The 16,005-nt window shown below is 56.8% G+C and carries 11 protein-coding genes and 1 pseudogene; 8 read left to right on the top strand and 4 right to left on the bottom strand.

Translation table 11 applies throughout. The features are described from left to right. Positions 1–35: 35 nt before the first annotated feature. The gene (gene entS, locus GF617_RS01305) at positions 36–1,283 is read right to left on the bottom strand and encodes an enterobactin transporter EntS (protein WP_181622614.1); all 1,248 of its coding nucleotides are present in this window, start codon (positions 1,281–1,283) and stop codon (positions 36–38) included. Between the two features lie 112 nt (positions 1,284–1,395). Between entS and fepD the strand changes: the two genes are divergently transcribed. The 3 genes from fepD to fepC are packed head-to-tail and all read left to right on the top strand — an operon-like array spanning position 1,396 to position 4,186. Further along, positions 1,396–2,400 (top strand): Fe(3+)-siderophore ABC transporter permease, encoded by a 1,005-nt coding sequence (fepD, locus tag GF617_RS01300; protein WP_203450898.1) that lies wholly within the window; start codon positions 1,396–1,398, stop codon positions 2,398–2,400. Continuing rightward, positions 2,400–3,389: an iron-enterobactin ABC transporter permease gene (gene fepG, locus GF617_RS01295; RefSeq protein ID WP_203450932.1), complete on the top strand. Its 990-nt coding sequence runs from the start codon at positions 2,400–2,402 to the stop codon at positions 3,387–3,389. Before fepD ends, fepG begins: the two co-directional genes overlap by 1 nt. Then, entirely contained in the window at positions 3,386–4,186 is an 801-nt protein-coding gene (fepC, locus tag GF617_RS01290; RefSeq protein WP_181622612.1) for an iron-enterobactin ABC transporter ATP-binding protein, read from the top strand. Before fepG ends, fepC begins: the two co-directional genes overlap by 4 nt. A gap of 65 nt (positions 4,187–4,251) precedes the next feature. Here the strand turns inward: fepC and entF are convergent, their stop codons facing one another. Genes entF through fes form a run of 3 tightly spaced genes read right to left on the bottom strand, consistent with a single transcriptional unit; the run spans position 4,252 to position 9,544 of the window. Further along, positions 4,252–8,112, bottom strand: a complete 3,861-nt coding sequence (entF, locus tag GF617_RS01285; RefSeq protein WP_203450897.1) for an enterobactin non-ribosomal peptide synthetase EntF — start codon at positions 8,110–8,112, stop codon at positions 4,252–4,254. After that, positions 8,109–8,321, bottom strand: coding sequence for an MbtH family NRPS accessory protein (locus GF617_RS01280; protein WP_203450896.1), 213 nt, complete (start codon positions 8,319–8,321; stop codon positions 8,109–8,111). Before GF617_RS01280 ends, entF begins: the two co-directional genes overlap by 4 nt. An 11-nt stretch (positions 8,322–8,332) precedes the next feature. Then, positions 8,333–9,544 (bottom strand): enterochelin esterase, encoded by a 1,212-nt coding sequence (fes, locus tag GF617_RS01275; protein WP_309228227.1) that lies wholly within the window; start codon positions 9,542–9,544, stop codon positions 8,333–8,335. 249 nt (positions 9,545–9,793) lie between these two features. Between fes and GF617_RS01270 the strand changes: the two are divergent. From GF617_RS01270 to GF617_RS01250, 5 genes and pseudogenes are all read left to right on the top strand, one after another. Continuing rightward, a pseudogene (locus tag GF617_RS01270) lies at positions 9,794–12,045 on the top strand (TonB-dependent siderophore receptor). Between the two features lie 77 nt (positions 12,046–12,122). Further along, on the top strand, positions 12,123–12,782 hold the full coding sequence (gene entD, locus GF617_RS01265; protein ID WP_203450894.1) for an enterobactin synthase subunit EntD: 660 nt from the start codon (positions 12,123–12,125) through the stop codon (positions 12,780–12,782). A 135-nt stretch (positions 12,783–12,917) separates the two neighbouring features. Next, positions 12,918–13,859, top strand: a complete 942-nt coding sequence (locus GF617_RS01260) for a D-ribose ABC transporter substrate-binding protein (protein WP_181622606.1) — start codon at positions 12,918–12,920, stop codon at positions 13,857–13,859. An 11-nt stretch (positions 13,860–13,870) separates the two neighbouring features. Next, entirely contained in the window at positions 13,871–14,479 is a 609-nt protein-coding gene (locus GF617_RS01255) for a DUF2291 family protein (protein WP_203450893.1), read from the top strand. After that, positions 14,479–16,005: a sugar ABC transporter ATP-binding protein gene (locus GF617_RS01250; protein ID WP_181623701.1), complete on the top strand. Its 1,527-nt coding sequence runs from the start codon at positions 14,479–14,481 to the stop codon at positions 16,003–16,005. Before GF617_RS01255 ends, GF617_RS01250 begins: the two co-directional genes overlap by 1 nt.

Below are 16,005 nucleotides of genomic sequence, written 5' to 3'. Positions count from 1 at the left end.
CCCTCTCCCGCCGGGAGAGGGTTCGGGCCAGGCCATCAAGCCGCACTGTCGTTCAACATCACGTCCTGTCTGAACCGCCGTAACTCTGCCAGGACGACGAACAAAATCGCCCCCACAATCGCCAGCGCAAACCCACTGCTGCTCGCTGATGCCACCGGCGTCAGGATGACTCCCAGCCCGCCTAATATCGCCGCACCAATGGCATCCCCCGTGACGTTCTGCGCAGTCCACAGACCATTGATCCTGCCCAACATCGCCTCTGGCGTCTGCGTCTGAATCAGCGTGTATTGCAGTAAAGAGCTGATGGCGCTGAGCCAGCCAAACAGCGCCAGACACACCACACCAAGCGCCCAAAAAGGCATCAGGCTGAAAAAGCCAATCGCGATAAATGAGGCAAGCGTCGCGGCCAGCATGATCAAACCTGGCCGCGCGCTCCGCGCCAGGTTTCCGCTGGTCAATGCACCAAAGGCCGCACCGAGCGGGATAGCCGCATACAGCAAGCCAATTTGTGAGGCACTCATCTGCCACTCCCCCGCCAGTGCAGGGTAAAGCACGCGTACCGCGCTCGCCATTGTCAGCAAGCCGCCAAGCAGGGCGATGCCTCCAATCAGCGGATGGCTGAAGAGAAAACGAATGGCCGCCATCAGCGATTTCAGAGGGTGTTCACGCACTTGCGGCGGAGGGGGTAAAACCGGCAAACGGAGCAACGTTAAGGTGGTGATAAACGTCCCCAGCGCCGCCAGACCGTAGTTCCACGCCACGCCGCCCGTCGCCAGCAAAAGGCCGCCTACCATCGGGGAAATGACCGATCCCAGGCGCACCGTAAGCATGGTGATCGCCCCGGCCTGCATCAGATTTTCACGCCCGACCAGCGCAGGCGTTGCCGCCAGTAACGCCGTCACGCCAATAGAGGCAAACAGGCCATCCCACACTCCCAGCGCGTAAATGGCAATCAGGGACGGTTCTGGCAGCATGGCATTCAGACACAGGCCCACGAATCCGATACCGCAGGTTCCGCGTGCCAGTAAAATCAATTTCTTACGCTCATAACGGTCTGCCAGCACACCGCCCACCATCAGACCGATGAACATCGCTCCGCCCGTTAAGGTGACGGACAACCCTACCAGCCAGCTGGATTGCGTCATGGCCTGAATCTGCACCGGTACGGCAACGCCCAGCAAGCCAAGCGATAAAATGGAGATAAAACGGGCGATAAAGACGGCGCGAAACGCCGGATGCGTTTTGAGCAGGCTGAGGTTGAGCAGCCAGGATTTTTGGGTCATTACAAGGCCTTGTCCGGTTTCTTTTATACCAATTCCATGGCGGCACATGCTAACATAGCCAAATAAGATAGATAACGATAATTACTATCATTATCAAATCATGGATGTTGTTATGCCGTTTTCCTCTTCTGCGGTGCGCGCCATTGCCGCGCCCGTTTTGTTGCTATTGTTGATCCTGGCGATTGCCCTCAGCCTGCTGGTTGGTGCGAAGCCATTGCCTTCTTCCGTCATTATCGATGCCCTGACAGGTACATGTCAGAGTGCCGATTGCACCATTGTGCTCGACGCCCGGCTCCCCCGCACGCTCGCCGGGTTGCTGGCAGGCGCGGCGCTCGGCCTTGCTGGTGCATTGATGCAAACCCTCACGCGTAACCCGCTGGCCGACCCCGGCATTCTGGGCGTTAACAGTGGCGCAAGTTTTGCCATCGTGCTTGGCGCAGCATTATTCGGGTTAACGTCGCCATCTGAACAGCTGGTAATGGCCTTTTGCGGTGCACTGGCCGCCTCAGTGGTAGTGGCTTTTACCGGCAGTCAGGGCGGGGGTCAGCTCAGTCCGGTGCGTTTAACACTGGCTGGCGTGGCGCTTGCGGCGGTGCTGGAAGGATTGTCTAACGGTATCGCTCTGCTTAATCCGGATGTTTACGATCAGCTGCGCTTCTGGCAAGCCGGTTCGCTGGATATCCGTACGCTGGAAACCTTAAAAGTGGTGGTGATCCCGGTGACGATCGCTGCCATCGTGGCGCTGTTTTTAAGCCGGGCGCTGAACAGTCTGAGCCTTGGCAGCGACACCGCCACCGCGCTTGGCAACCGCGTGGCACGAACCCAGTTAATGGGCCTTCTTGCAATCACCGTCTTGTGCGGTAGCGCGACGGCGGTAGTCGGCCCGATTGCCTTTATCGGCCTGATGATGCCGCATATGTCACGCTGGCTGGTGGGGGCAGATCACCGCTGGTCCTTACCCGTAACGCTGCTGGCAACCCCTGCCCTGCTGCTGTTTGCCGATGTATTGGGTCGTTTGCTGGTTCCCGGCGAACTACGTGTTTCGGTGGTCAGCGCCTTTATCGGCGCACCGGTTCTGATCTTCCTTGTGCGGCGTAAACGCGGAGGTGGCGCATGATGGCCCCGTCCCGTCGTTTAGTCACCAGCGTATCTCTGCTGGCGATCGCCATTGTTCTGGTCGCCGTCTGGAGCCTGCGCAGCGGCGCAGTGATGCTTGATTTCAGCCAGGTCTTTAACGCCCTCATCGGCAGTGCACCGCGCAATATCACGATGATGGTGACGGAATGGCGACTGCCGCGCGTGACGATGGCCATTCTGGTGGGCGCCGCGCTCGGCGTCAGCGGCGCAATATTCCAGTCGCTGATGCGCAACCCGCTCGGCAGTCCGGATGTGATGGGTCTCAATACGGGAGCCTGGAGCGGCGTGCTGGTGGCGATGGTGCTGTTTGGTCAACACCTGGCGGCCATTACCTTTACGGCGATGGCCGGCGGCATTTTAACATCGCTGGTCATCTGGGCGCTTGCCTGGCGCAACGGCATCGACACCTTCCGCCTGATCATTATCGGGATTGGTATTCGCGCGATGCTGATGGCCTTTAACACCTGGCTTTTGTTGCAGGCATCGCTGGAAACCGCACTCTCCGCCGGGCTGTGGTATGCCGGTTCACTCAATGGCCTGACGTGGGGTAAAACCTGGCCCGCCGCACCGCTAATTTTGTTGATGTTTATCGGCGCACTGCTGCTGGTACGTCGTATGCGTCTGCTGGAGATGGGTGATGACAGCGCCTGTGCCCTGGGTGTGGGCGTTGAGCGCTCGCGTTTGACGCTCATGCTGGTGGCCGTATTACTGACCGCCGCCTCCACCGCCATTGCCGGCCCTATCTCCTTTATCGCGCTGGTTGCGCCGCATATTGCGCGCCGCATTAGCGGCACAGCCCGCTGGGGCTTAACTCAGGCGGCGTTGTGCGGCGCACTGTTGCTACTGGCCGCGGACCTCTGTGCCCAGCAGTTGTTCATGCCTTATCAGCTACCGGTCGGGGTTGTGACAGTCAGCCTCGGTGGCATTTACCTCATCGTCTTGTTAGTTCAGGAGTCACGCAAGAAATGACCGATTTCGCAACCCGCTTGCGCGGCGAAAAACTGACCCTCGGCTACGGCAAAAAAACCGTCGCCCGTGATTTAACCGTCGCCATTCCGGAAGGGCATTTTACGGCGATTATCGGCCCGAACGGCTGCGGTAAATCGACCCTGCTGCGAACCCTGAGCCGTCTGATGACCCCGACACACGGCAGCGTCTTTCTCGATGGGGAGCAGATCCAGCGCTTCGCCAGCAAAGAGGTGGCGCGTCGTATTGGGCTACTGGCGCAAAACGCCACGACACCGGGTGATATCACCGTACAGGAGCTGGTCGCGCGAGGGCGTTATCCGCATCAGCCGCTGTTTACCCGCTGGCGCACAGAGGATGAAGAGGCCGTCAACCGGGCAATGCAGGCTACGGGTATTGTCGACCTTGCCGCGCAGAGTGTGGATACGCTTTCCGGCGGACAACGCCAGCGCGCATGGATCGCGATGGTGCTGGCGCAGGAAACCTCGATCATGCTGCTGGACGAGCCGACGACCTGGCTTGATATCAGTCATCAGATTGATTTACTGGAACTGCTGAGCGATCTCAACCGCACGCGAGGCTATACGCTGGCCGCAGTGCTGCATGATTTAAACCAGGCCTGCCGTTATGCAACACACCTCATCGCCCTGCGCGACGGAAACATTGTGGCGGAAGGTGCACCAAAAGAGATTGTCACCCCGGAGTTAATCGAGCGGATCTACGGTATGCGTTGCATGATTATTGACGATCCGGTGGCGGGTACGCCGCTAGTTGTGCCGTTGGGCAGACGTGCGGTTTGATGCCCTCTCCCTATGAGAGAAGACATCAAATCCTCCCCTCACCCACAGGGCGAGGGGCATTTACACTACCCCAATATTTCCTGTAGCACCGGTCCAATCGATTCAAATGCCTGCGGTGAAATGATATCCACGTGGGCACAATCCTGGCTGTAAACCTCTAACTCACCCACCCACGGCGTCCAGGCTACCTGCGGCTCCATCGTTCGTGTCCGTTCGGCGACAAACAGCGTCGCTTTGCCATCAAAGCGTGCGCTGTGCGCCGTGGTGAGCAGCCGCACCGCATCAGCATAGTTGCCTTCAATGGCGTTAAACAGCTCGCTGGAACCTTGCCCCTGCTGCGCGGCAATAAACGCCTGACGTTCACGTTCGATTTCCGCCAGCACCTCCGGATCAAGACCATTAGCCTCTTTTTCGGCCCAGTTTTGCGTTTCCGGCGGCCAGGTATCCAGCAAACCGAGAAACGCGACACGTTCACCCTGCGCACATAAGCGAGCGGCAATGCCTTGCGCCAGCGTGCCGCCAAGTGAATAGCCGAACAGATAATACGGCCCTCGTGGCTGCTGTTCACGCAGTGTCGCCAGGTGACGTTCAATGACATCATCAAGTGTTGCACACTGCTCCATCGGCCCGTCCGGACGCGGAGACTGAACACCAATGATCGACCAGCGCGGGTTCAGATACCGCGCCAGTACGCTGAACTGCCAGGCGAAACCTGAAGCGGGATGGAAGCAGAACAGCGTCGCACCATTGCTCTCGCGCAGTGGCAGAAGGGTTTCGAACCCCAGACGTTGCGCCTGTTCTTCGCTCATTTGCCCCCCCAGCAACGCACTCAGTTTACTGACCGTGGAAGCGACCATAATTTGCCCCGGCGTCACTTTGCGGGAGAATACGCGGCTAAGCTGAGCGGCCAGGCGCATTGCCAGCAACGAGTGCCCGCCGAGGGCAAAGAAATCGGCCTCGATATCGCTGATGTCACATCCCAGCAGGGCAGAAAATGCCTGCGCTACGGCCATCTCAGTTTCTGTCTCTGGCGCGCGACCAGAGGTTTTACGGGTCAGTTCGGGGAGCGGCAGCGCTTTGCGGTCGAGCTTACCGTTAGCACTCAGCGGTAAGGCGCTAATCTGTAACAACACCACCGGAACCATATGCGGCGGCAGCTGTGCTTTGAGTAATTCCAGCAGGGCGTCACGATCCAGCGGTAAACCGGATTCAGACACCACGTACCCGACCAGCTGACGTGCATCGCCGCCCGTTGCCGCCGCCTGGTTAAACACGCAGGCATGCGCCACGGCCTGCGCCACATCCGGCAACGCGAGCATCGCGCGGTCGATTTCACCAAGCTCAATACGCTGACCACGAATTTTCAGTTGATCGTCGCTACGACCAAGGTATTCCACTGCGCCGTTGTCCAGCCAGCGGGCGACATCCCCTGTGCGATACATGCGTTCACCAGGTGCAAACGGATCGGCGATAAAACGGCTGGCGGTCAGATCCGGGCGTCCCAGATATCCCTGCGCCAGCTGAATACCGGTGAGGTAAAGATCCCCAGCTACGCCAAACGGAACAGGACGCATCATGGCATCCAGAATACGCAAACCGGTGTTCCACACCGGGAAACCAATCGGCACGCTATTGCCTTCCACCGCTGCCAGCTCAGCACCAAAAGCGGGATACCAGCTCACATCGACGGCGGCTTCCGTTGGGCCGTAGAGATTGTGCAGCGGCGCATGGGTAAGCTGTTCCCACTCGCGGCACAACCCGGTTGGCAAAGCTTCCCCGCTGCAAAAGACCTGCTTCAGCGTCTGACAGCAGTCGGTATTTTCCGGCGTGAGCGAGGTGACAAACGCCGCCAGCATCGATGGCACAAAGTGAGTCGTGGTCACGCCGTATTGCGCAAAGAAACTCTGCATCGCCTGCGGATCGCGGTGTGCTTCAGGCTCCGCCATCACCAGTTTCGCGCCCGCGATAAATGGCCACCAAAACTCCCATACCGACACATCAAAACTGCACGGCGTTTTCTGCGCAACAACATCGCTGGCATCCAGCGGGTAGTGATCCTGCATCCACAGCAGACGGTTGACGATGGCGGTTTGCCCCACCATCACGCCTTTCGGGCGGCCCGTCGAGCCTGAGGTAAAGATGATGTAGGCCGTCTGTTCCGGCGTCGCCAGATGCAACGGTTCGCTTCCGGCGACAGGGAGCAGTGCGTGGTAGCAGAGGTTTTCAACCGGCAGATCGCTAAAGCGTGGAAGTTGATCCGGCGTGGTGATGAGCAAAGAGGGTTTTGCATCCTCCAGCATCATACGCAGGCGATCGTCAGGATAACCCGTATCCAGCGGCAGCCAGGCCGCCCCCGCCTCCACAATGCCATGCAGCGCCAGCGTCAGGAATACTGAACGCGGCAGTGCAACCGCAACGCTATCCCCCGGTTTCACCCCGCGCTCACGCAGGTGCGATGCGAGAGCAATAACCTGCTCGCGCATCTGGCGGTAGGTCAGTTCAGTATGGGCGTCAGCAAGTGCAGGGGCATCCGGCGTTTTCTGTGCCTGTTCAGCCACCAGTTGGGCAAGCGTGGTGGACGGTAACATCATCCCTGTATCGTTAATGCGTTCCAGTTGCTGATACTCTTGCACAGAAACCGTTTCAACCTCGCCACAGCGCAGGCCAGGATCTGCGGCAAACTGCGCCAGCATGGCGTTCAGACGCGCAACGTGGCGAGTCAACGTCACTTCATCGTAACGCTGTTTGTTAGCAAGGATTTCAATGCTTAAACCGCCCTGTTCATCCGGGAACAGTGCCAGTTCCAGATCGTTAACCGGACCGGTCGCCAGCGTATGGGTAATCGCCTCAACACCGTCGATATCCAACTGATAATCAAATACTTTGACGTTAAGCACCGGACCAAACAGCGCCTCATCCCCTGCTGCACGTCCGCTGTCGCGAACAATCTGCTCCGCATCATAACGCTGATGACGGCGCATTTTTTTAAGCTGATTTGCAAGACGTAGCGCCAGCTCCGGCAGGCTTTCCTGGGGAACAATGTTCACCGCCAGCGGCAGCACGTTGAGCACCGGCCCCGTTGCGGTTAATGCTGCGGAGCCCATCCGGCGCATAAAGATAAACCCGGCGGCATAGTCCAGCCTTCCGGTTAACCGTCCCAGCCACAGAGCCACCAGCGCGAGCGCCAGATCGGTACGCTGCACCTGTCCGGCCGCCTGCGAAAGTTGGCTAAAAGCCCGGCTGTCAGCGGTGACTTTCAGGCGCAGGATATCGGTTGTCGCAGCACGTCCCGGCAACGGCGTGGCTGAAAGTGAAACCGGTGGGGGAAGTTGCTTACGCTGCTCCGCCCAGAATGCCCTATCCCGCTGATACGCTTCGCTGTTGCGATAGTGCTGATACTCTTCCACCACATCGGAAAAAGGGGTAAACGGGGAATCCGGTGTTGGCTGCCGGTTACGCCAGGCGGTATAAATCGTGGTGATCTGGCGGGTAATTGCCGGAAAACTGAAGCCATCCACCACTAAATGGTGATAACGCTGATACCAGTACCAGCGTTGATTATCGACCTGAATCAATTGATGAAATGCCAGTGGCTGCCCACCGTCCACCCGCAGATTCTGACTGAGATCGGCCTCCATCAGTGCTACAGCGGCGTCATGTGAGTCGACCACGACGACAGACGGTTCCGGCAATGTCATGGCTGCATCAACCCACTGCCACACCTCACCGTTATCTTCCATGAAGCGCGTGCGCAGCGTGTCAGCCTGCATCATGCCCGCGACAATCGCTTTAGCCAGTAACGGGGCATCAATATCGCCCTTCAGTTCAACGTAGTGCGCCACACTCCAGGCATTCGGCAATGTGGAAAGCTGCTCCGCCATCCAGATACCCGGCTGGGCGGCGACAAGAGGAAGATGCTGGCTCATGCGTGTTCCCTCGCAAAATGAGAAGGTTCGAGTGTCCGCCAGTTATCGGCCAGCCACTGCTGGCAGGCTTCCTGTGACTGGGGTTCGCAAACCACACGCCAGCCAGCAGGCAATGCACACTGCTGCGGCCACAGGCTGTATTGCGCCTGCTCGTTGCACAAAATAGCGAACTGTCCCTGCGGATTATCGAAAGGATTACTGAATTCCATACCAGACTCCGTTATTGAATAAGCGGCTGCCAGAGGGTCATAAGCCCCTGCGTCAGCCCACCGCGCCAGCAAAGCGCATCGTGTCCGCCGTCAACCTGACGCCAGATAACCGGTTGCTGTGTGTGTTGTAGTTGGGCGTAAATCGCCTGATTAGCGCGGAAAATCAGCGGCTCATTGCGGCCTGCCTCAAGGACAATGCGCAGTCCGTGTGCGGTTTTTTCACCCGCTTTAAGTTGTTCGATAAGCAGACCGTCCTGCTGTGTACCGCGATGCGGCCACCAGTAAGATCCTGACTGGCTAAGTACGCAGCCAAAACGCTGCGGCCAGTTAAGACCAGCATACAACGATGAGAGCCCGCCAAAACTTTGCCCTGCCACCACAGTCCGATCGGCACGGTCGCTAAACAGCGTGGTGCTGCGCACGAGCGGGAGCAACTCTTCCTGTACCGCAAGCCAGAAGTCAGGATTACAGGGCAGTTCGTGGCTGCGGTGCGGCGTATCAATCACATCGATTAGCACATACACCGCAGACGGTAATTTTCCCTCTTCGGTTAACGCCGACAGCGCCGGCCACACGGGCATACTTTCGGCCCAGAATTGCCCGTCGAGCAGCACCGCCAGTGGACGGGATTCAGGGTGGTCATCGCCGGTGGTAAAAATCCAGACGCGTCGGGTATTGCCCAGACGTACGCTGTGCCAGGTCAGGCAATGTGGAGGTGAGTACGGGGTATCAGGTTTGTTCCAGCCTGGCTGAAGGGGAGCTTCGGGCATCTCCAGTGCGGAGACAGGATGACCGCGCCCACCCCGCCAGTGCTGTGGATTTAACGGATCGGCAATCGCATCTGGCAGCAGTTTACGCCAGCCCTCACGGAGCGCGACGCGGTCTGGCCGTTCGCCCTCAAAGACCACTTCGGCAAAATCCTGTTCGTTTTCAGAGGGGATAAAGCAGTAGCTACCGCGCCATTCCGGGCTGAATTCGCCCTGCCACTGCCAGACGTCGGTATCAGGAATACGCTCAAGGGACTGCGGGCGGGCATTCTGGTGGTGATCGGTCACGCCAGTAATGTAGAGCCAGACCCGTTTCACGCTGGATGACTTCGCAGTGCCTGCCGGGTCACGCCACCAGAAGGTGACGCGATACGTATCCTGTTCACGCACCCATTCGGGACCCTTTTTCGACTGCCACCAGGCATCACTTCCCGTTGTTAACGCCGTCACCCTTATAACCTCATGTTTAACACGTCTTTTTTTGTTACAAGACAAAATTTATTGATAATATTATTGATAACTATTTGCATTTGCAATAGCGTAGTGCCCGCGCTGTGGGAAGCGCGCTCATAAAATAACCATGCCATGCATTGTGTGCGCTCGAGGACAGAGCTGCTTACGCAAAATGCGGGTGACAACATGCCGCCTCCTCTCCCCTTCGGGAATGGAGCCAGGAGGATGCGGCAACGAAAAGCAGGACGTACAATGAATAAGAAGATTCACTCCCTGGCCTTGCTGGTCAACTTAGGGATCTACGGCGTTGCGCTGCCAGCCATGGCGGAAGACAAGACTGCCAGCAGTGCTGCACATGAAGACACTATGGTGATCACCGCGGCGAGCAGAATCTGCAGGCGCCGGGGGTTTCCACCATCACCGCCGATGAGATCCGTAAAAATCCTCCCGCCCGTGACGTCGCCGAAATCATCCGCACGATGCCAGGCGTTAACCTGACCGGTAACTCCACCAGCGGCCAGCGCGGCAACAACCGCCAGATCGATATTCGCGGTATGGGCCCGGAAAACACCCTGATTCTGATCGACGGTAAACCGGTAACCAGCCGTAACTCTGTCCGTCTGGGCTGGCGTGGCGAGCGCGATACCCGTGGCGATACTGGCTGGGTTCCGCCAGAGATGATCGAACGCATTGAAGTCATCCGTGGCCCGGCAGCTGCACGCTACGGTGACGGTGCAGCAGGTGGTGTGGTGAACATCATCACCAAAAAAGGGAGCAACGAGTGGCATGGTTCCTGGAACACCTACCTGAATGCGCCGGAACATAAAGACGAAGGCTCCACCAAACGTACCAACTTCAGCCTGAATGGCCCATTGGGTGGCGATTTCAGCTTCCGTCTGTACGGAAACCTGGACAAAACCCAGGCCGATGCGCGTGACATTAACGACGGTCACCAGTCTGAACGTACAGGCATGTACGCCGACACGCTGCCTGCGGGCCGTGAAGGGGTAGAAAACAAAGACGTTAACGGCGTTGTGCGTTGGGACTTTGCGCCCATGCAGTCTCTGGAACTGGAAGCCGGTTATAGCCGCCAGAATAACCTGTACGCAGGCGATACCCAGAACACCAACAACGACAACAGCTCAAGCGGCCTGGTGAAGAAGTACTACGGCAAAGAGACCAACCGTCTTTATCGCCAGAACTACTCCCTGACCTGGAATGGCGGCTGGGATAACGGCATCACCTCCAGCACCTGGGCGCAGTACGAACACACCCGCAACTCACGTCTGGGCGAAGGCCTGGCAGGCGGTCTTGAAGGGCTGTTCAACAGCAACAAGTTCACCGATTCCGATCTGTCCGACGTCACCTTACACAGTGAAATTAGCCTGCCGTTTGAACTGCTGGTTAATCAAAACCTGACGCTGGGAACCGAATGGAACCAGCAGCGTATGAAGGACATGTCCTCCAATACCCAGACGCAGCAAGGCGGTTCAATTCCTGGCATGAGTGACGATCGCAGCCCGTATTCACAGGCTGAAATCTTCTCTCTGTTTGCTGAAAACAACATGGAGCTGACCGACAGCACCATGCTGACGCCGGCACTGCGCTTCGATCACCACACCATCGTGGGTAACAACTGGAGCCCGTCCCTGAACCTTTCACAAGGTCTGGGGGATGACTTCACGCTGAAGATGGGCATTGCGCGTGCATACAAAGCACCGAGCCTGTACCAGACTAACCCGAACTACCTGCTGTACAGCAAAGGTCAGGGCTGCTACGCCAGCGCCGACAACACCGGCTGCTACATGATGGGTAACGATGACCTGAAAGCCGAAACCAGTATCAACAAAGAGATTGGTCTGGAGTTCAAACGTGACGGCTGGCTGGCCGGTGTGACCTGGTTCCGTAACGACTACCGCGACAAAATTGAAGCGGGCTACGCGCCAATTGGCAATACATCCCTGGGTAAAGTGAAAACCGATATTTACCAGTGGGAAAACGTGCCTAAAGCCGTTGTAGAAGGTCTGGAAGGTACACTGAACATTCCAGTGACTGAGACCGTTAACTGGACTAACAACATCACCTACATGCTGCAAAGCAAGAACAAGGAGACTGGTGACCGTCTGTCGATCATTCCGGAGTACACGCTGAACTCAACCCTGAGCTGGCAGGTACAACAGGATGTGTCACTGCAGTCGACCTTCACCTGGTACGGCAAGCAGCAGCCGAAGAAATACAACTACAAAGGTAAGCCAGTTACGGGATCTGAGAAAGATGAAGTCAGCCCGTACAGCATCGTTGGCCTGAGCGCGACCTGGGACGTGACCAAAAACGTCAGTCTGACTGGCGGCGTGGATAACGTCTTCGACAAACGCCAGTGGCGTGCGGGTAATGCCCAGACCACCGGGAACACCACGACCGGCGCTTATATGTATGGCGCAGGTGCGTACACCTACAATGAACCGGGCCGTACCTGGTACATGAGCGTGAACACGCACTTCTAAGGTAAAAACAAAACGGCAACTCCGGTTGCCGTTTTCCCCCTCTCCCTGTAGAAGAGGATCGGGGTCAGGACATCGCAATGCAAACTACCCACACCACATTCCCTCTTGCCGACCAAACCGTCCATCGTATCACCTTCGATCTCACAACGTTTACCGATGCCGATCTTCTGTGGCTCCCTCATCACGCACAGATCACTCCCGCCGGGCGTAAACGTAAAGCCGAACACCTTGCCGGACGGATCGCCGCCGCACATGCGCTTAGCGCCTTGCACGATCGCGCCCTGCCAGGCATCGGACCCAATGGGGAACCGCTCTGGTCAAAGGGAATTTCAGGGAGTATCACCCACAGTGGATCTCAGGCAATGGCGATAGCTATTCGTCACCAAAATGCGCTTATTGGTATCGATTGCGAAGCGATCCTCAGCGAAAATGACGCACAGGAAATCAAAGGCGGCATAATAGATCCCCAGGAAGACGCCATTCTTTCCCGCTCGGGTTTCCCGTTTGCTTTAGCGTTAACGCTTACTTTCAGCGCCAAAGAAAGCCTGTTTAAAGCGCTCTTCCCTCAGGTGAAGAGGCTGATGGGTTTTGATTGCGCCAGGGTTCTTTCCCTCAACGACACCACATTGACCCTCGCACTCAACCATACATTGAATAATATTAAAAAAAATCAAAACATTACTCTCTCATGGTGTCGTTTTGACGCCACTATCGTGACACTTCTTTGCCGCATCTGACTTCATCAGGATCGTGATCCTTTTCTCCTTTTAAGAAATTAGCAGCCTAAACCGTAGACAGTTCGGGAAGGCGGCTTTATCGTTAAATTGAATAATAAATCATTATTGAATAAATATTCAATGTGGAGAAAAAGAATGAACATGACCTTTGTAAAATCCGCCCTTCTTGCTTCGATGATTACCGCTTCCGGTTCGTTGTTTGCTGCTGACAATGGCCTTATCGCGATAATTACCCCATCCCACGACAACCCGTTCTTCAAGGCAGAAGCCGACGGCGCGGCGGCCAAAGCCAAAGAGCTGGGCTACACCGTATTGGTGGCGTCGCATGATGATGATGTGAACAAGCAAAACCAACTGATTGAAACGGCAATAGCCCGCAAGGCCAAAGCCATTATCCTAGACAACGCCGGAGCGGACGCGACCGTCGGCCCGTTGGAAAAAGCCAAAGCAGCTGGCGTACCGGCTTTCCTTATCGACCGTGAAATCAATAAAACGGGCGTGGCTGTCGCGCAGATCGTTTCCAATAACTATCAGGGCGCGCAACTGGGCGCAGAGAAGTTCGCCAAACTGCTGAACGGGAAAGGGAAATACGTTGAGCTGTTGGGACGCCAGTCAGACACCAACGCCCACGTCCGCTCTCAGGGTTATCATGACGTTCTGGACGATTATACGGACATGAAAATGGTCGCACAGCAAACGGCGAACTGGAGCCAGACCGAAGCCTTCACCCGAATGGAAGCTATTCTGCAAACCAATCCGGACATCGTGGGCGTGATTTCCGGCAATGACACCATGGCGCTGGGTGCTGAAGCCGCACTGAAAGCCGCCGGGAAAAATAACGTTATCGTCGTTGGTTTTGACGGCAGCGACTACACCCGCGACTCCATTATCAAAAACAGCAATATCAAAGCCACCGTGCTGCAACCTGGCTGGCAACAGGCCCAGATGGCGGTTGAGCAAGCCGACTACTACCTGAAAAACGGCAAAGCGCAGAAAGAAGAGAAGCAGTTGATGGATTGCGTGCTGATTGATGACAGCAACGCCAGCAAACTGAATATGTTCAACCTCAGCAAATAAGCGGAGGCGCTATGTGGTTAAAACAATGGGGCGCAGCACTTACAGGGTGCGCCGCCCTGTTGCTGACGGCCTGCACAGTGGTGGATCTGGACGCGGACGGCAAGCCGATGATGCCTGCCGATCCGAACGCAAAAGCCAGTTTTGACAACCAGACCCCTCAGCAGATCGCGCAACAAACCTGGCAATCAAGGGTACTGAATACTGCCAGTCAGCACGCACTGGATGCCAGTACGCTGGCAGCACAACTCAAAATCCCCTCCGCCACACCGCAAAGTGTGTTTGTCCGGCTTACCGGCAAAATTGAGCGGGTAGATAGCAGCAACGCACGCGAGCAAAAAGTGGTAATGACGGTCAACGGCCAGCCGTTGTCGATCCAGAGTGGCCCGGTGATGCGCGGCAATGCCATTCGCGATGCGGCAGGATTCCGCTTCGAGGAGTTCACCAACCAGGTTCAGTTTGCCCAGCTCTCTCGCGCCTTTAACCGCGAAGCAGTGACGCACCTGCCGAAAGTGGACGACAGCTGGAACGGCAAAACAGCCAGTATCGTCTTCGCCACGACGATCACCGCCGGTAAAACCGAAGAGGCCACCGCGCTGGAACTGAAACAGGAGACGCCATGATGAACGACATCCCGACTGACGACATCATCCTGCGCACACGCGGCATATCGATGCTGTTTCCTGGCACTGTGGCACTGGATAACGTCGACTACCGCGTCTGGCGCGGCAAAGTGAACGTTATCATTGGCGAAAACGGGGCCGGAAAATCCACGCTGATGAAAATCCTGGCGGGTGTTCAGCAACCCAGCCTGGGCGAAATGTGGCTTAACGGAAAACAGGTCCATTTTACCAATACCCGCGACGCGGCAGCGCAGGGTATTGGCATGGTGCATCAGGAGCTAAACCTGTTCGAAAATCTGAACGTGGCGGAAAACATCTTTCTCGGGCGAGAACGGCAGAAAGGCGTGATGCCGATTAACGAAAGTGAGCAGGAAGCACACGCCGCCACCTTGCTGAAAAGGCTCGATCAGCCCATTTCACCACGCGAACTGGTCGGCAATCTTAAAGTCGGACAGCAGCAGCTTATCGAGATTGCCAAAGCGCTGGCGGAAGATGCTGACATCCTGATCCTGGATGAACCGACATCGGCCCTGAGCAAAACGGAGGTGGATATTCTGTTTCGTGTGATCCGCGAGCTGACCCGCCAGGGGGTATCCATCATCTATATCTCGCACCGTCTGGAAGAGTTAATGGCCATTGGCGATGTGATCACCATTTTACGTGACGGCAAATTTCAGTCTGAGGCGCAGGTAAACGATATCGATGTGCCGTGGATTGTACGCGAGATGCTCGGCAGCGACCCGGTCAACAACTTCCTCTCGCCAGGGCGGACGTTTGGCACTCCGGTGCTCGAAGCTGAACACATTACCTGCGTTAATGCTGCGGGTAACTCAGTGGTCAATGATGTCAGTTTTAACGTGCGCGCCGGGGAGATTGTCGGGATTTACGGCCTGATGGGTGCGGGGCGAACTGAGCTTTTCGAATGCATGTTGGGTACGCAGCGTAATTATCTGGGCAAACTGTGGCTGGACAGCAAACCCGTTCCGCAACGGCTCGCCACCGCCGACCGTATCCGCATGGGCATGAGCCTGGTTCCGGAAGACAGGAAACGAACCGGGATTTTTCCCGGCTCATCGGTCGCCAGCAATCTGACCATCGCCAGCCTGTGGCGACGGTTACAGCGCGGTTTGACCATCTCGCAAAAACAGGAGCATGCCGTGGTCGCCACTACCATCGGCAATCTGTCGATCAAGGTCTCCTCGCCCGAGGTCGAAATTCAGGCGCTGAGCGGCGGCAACCAGCAAAAGGTGGTGATTGGCCGCTCGTTGCTCACCGATCCTAAAGTCCTGTTCCTCGATGAACCCACGCGCGGCATTGATGTGGGGGCGAAAGCGGATGTGTTTCGCATGATGGTGGAACTTTCAAACCGGGGCATCGCAATAGTTTTTTCCACCTCCGATTTGAAAGAAATTATGGCGGTATCTGACCGCATTCTGGTGATGTCTGGCGGCAAACTGACCGCGGATATCGTTCGCGATCGGGCCGAAGAATCGGCACTGGTAACGGCAAGTGCTCAGGGGTTCTGA

Origin of the sequence: Lelliottia sp. RWM.1 (genome assembly GCF_016859735.1) — a bacterium.
GTDB lineage: Bacteria > Pseudomonadota > Gammaproteobacteria > Enterobacterales > Enterobacteriaceae > Enterobacter.
This window is presented reverse-complemented; position numbering and strand designations above follow the sequence as displayed.

Bases quoted from the DNA above. Each gene is read 5' to 3' on its own strand.
- fepG (WP_203450932.1), top strand. From the start codon at position 2,400: ATGGCCCCGTCCCGTCGTTTAGTCACCAGCGTATCTCTGCTGGCGATC.
- entS (WP_181622614.1), bottom strand. From the start codon at position 1,283: ATGACCCAAAAATCCTGGCTGCTCAACCTCAGCCTGCTCAAAACGCAT.
- fepC (WP_181622612.1), top strand. From the start codon at position 3,386: ATGACCGATTTCGCAACCCGCTTGCGCGGCGAAAAACTGACCCTCGGC.
- GF617_RS01255 (WP_203450893.1), top strand. From the start codon at position 13,871: ATGTGGTTAAAACAATGGGGCGCAGCACTTACAGGGTGCGCCGCCCTG.
- entD (WP_203450894.1), top strand. From the start codon at position 12,123: ATGCAAACTACCCACACCACATTCCCTCTTGCCGACCAAACCGTCCAT.
- GF617_RS01250 (WP_181623701.1), top strand. From the start codon at position 14,479: ATGAACGACATCCCGACTGACGACATCATCCTGCGCACACGCGGCATA.
- entF (WP_203450897.1), bottom strand. From the start codon at position 8,112: ATGAGCCAGCATCTTCCTCTTGTCGCCGCCCAGCCGGGTATCTGGATG.
- fepD (WP_203450898.1), top strand. From the start codon at position 1,396: ATGCCGTTTTCCTCTTCTGCGGTGCGCGCCATTGCCGCGCCCGTTTTG.
- GF617_RS01260 (WP_181622606.1), top strand. From the start codon at position 12,918: ATGAACATGACCTTTGTAAAATCCGCCCTTCTTGCTTCGATGATTACC.
- GF617_RS01280 (WP_203450896.1), bottom strand. From the start codon at position 8,321: ATGGAATTCAGTAATCCTTTCGATAATCCGCAGGGACAGTTCGCTATT.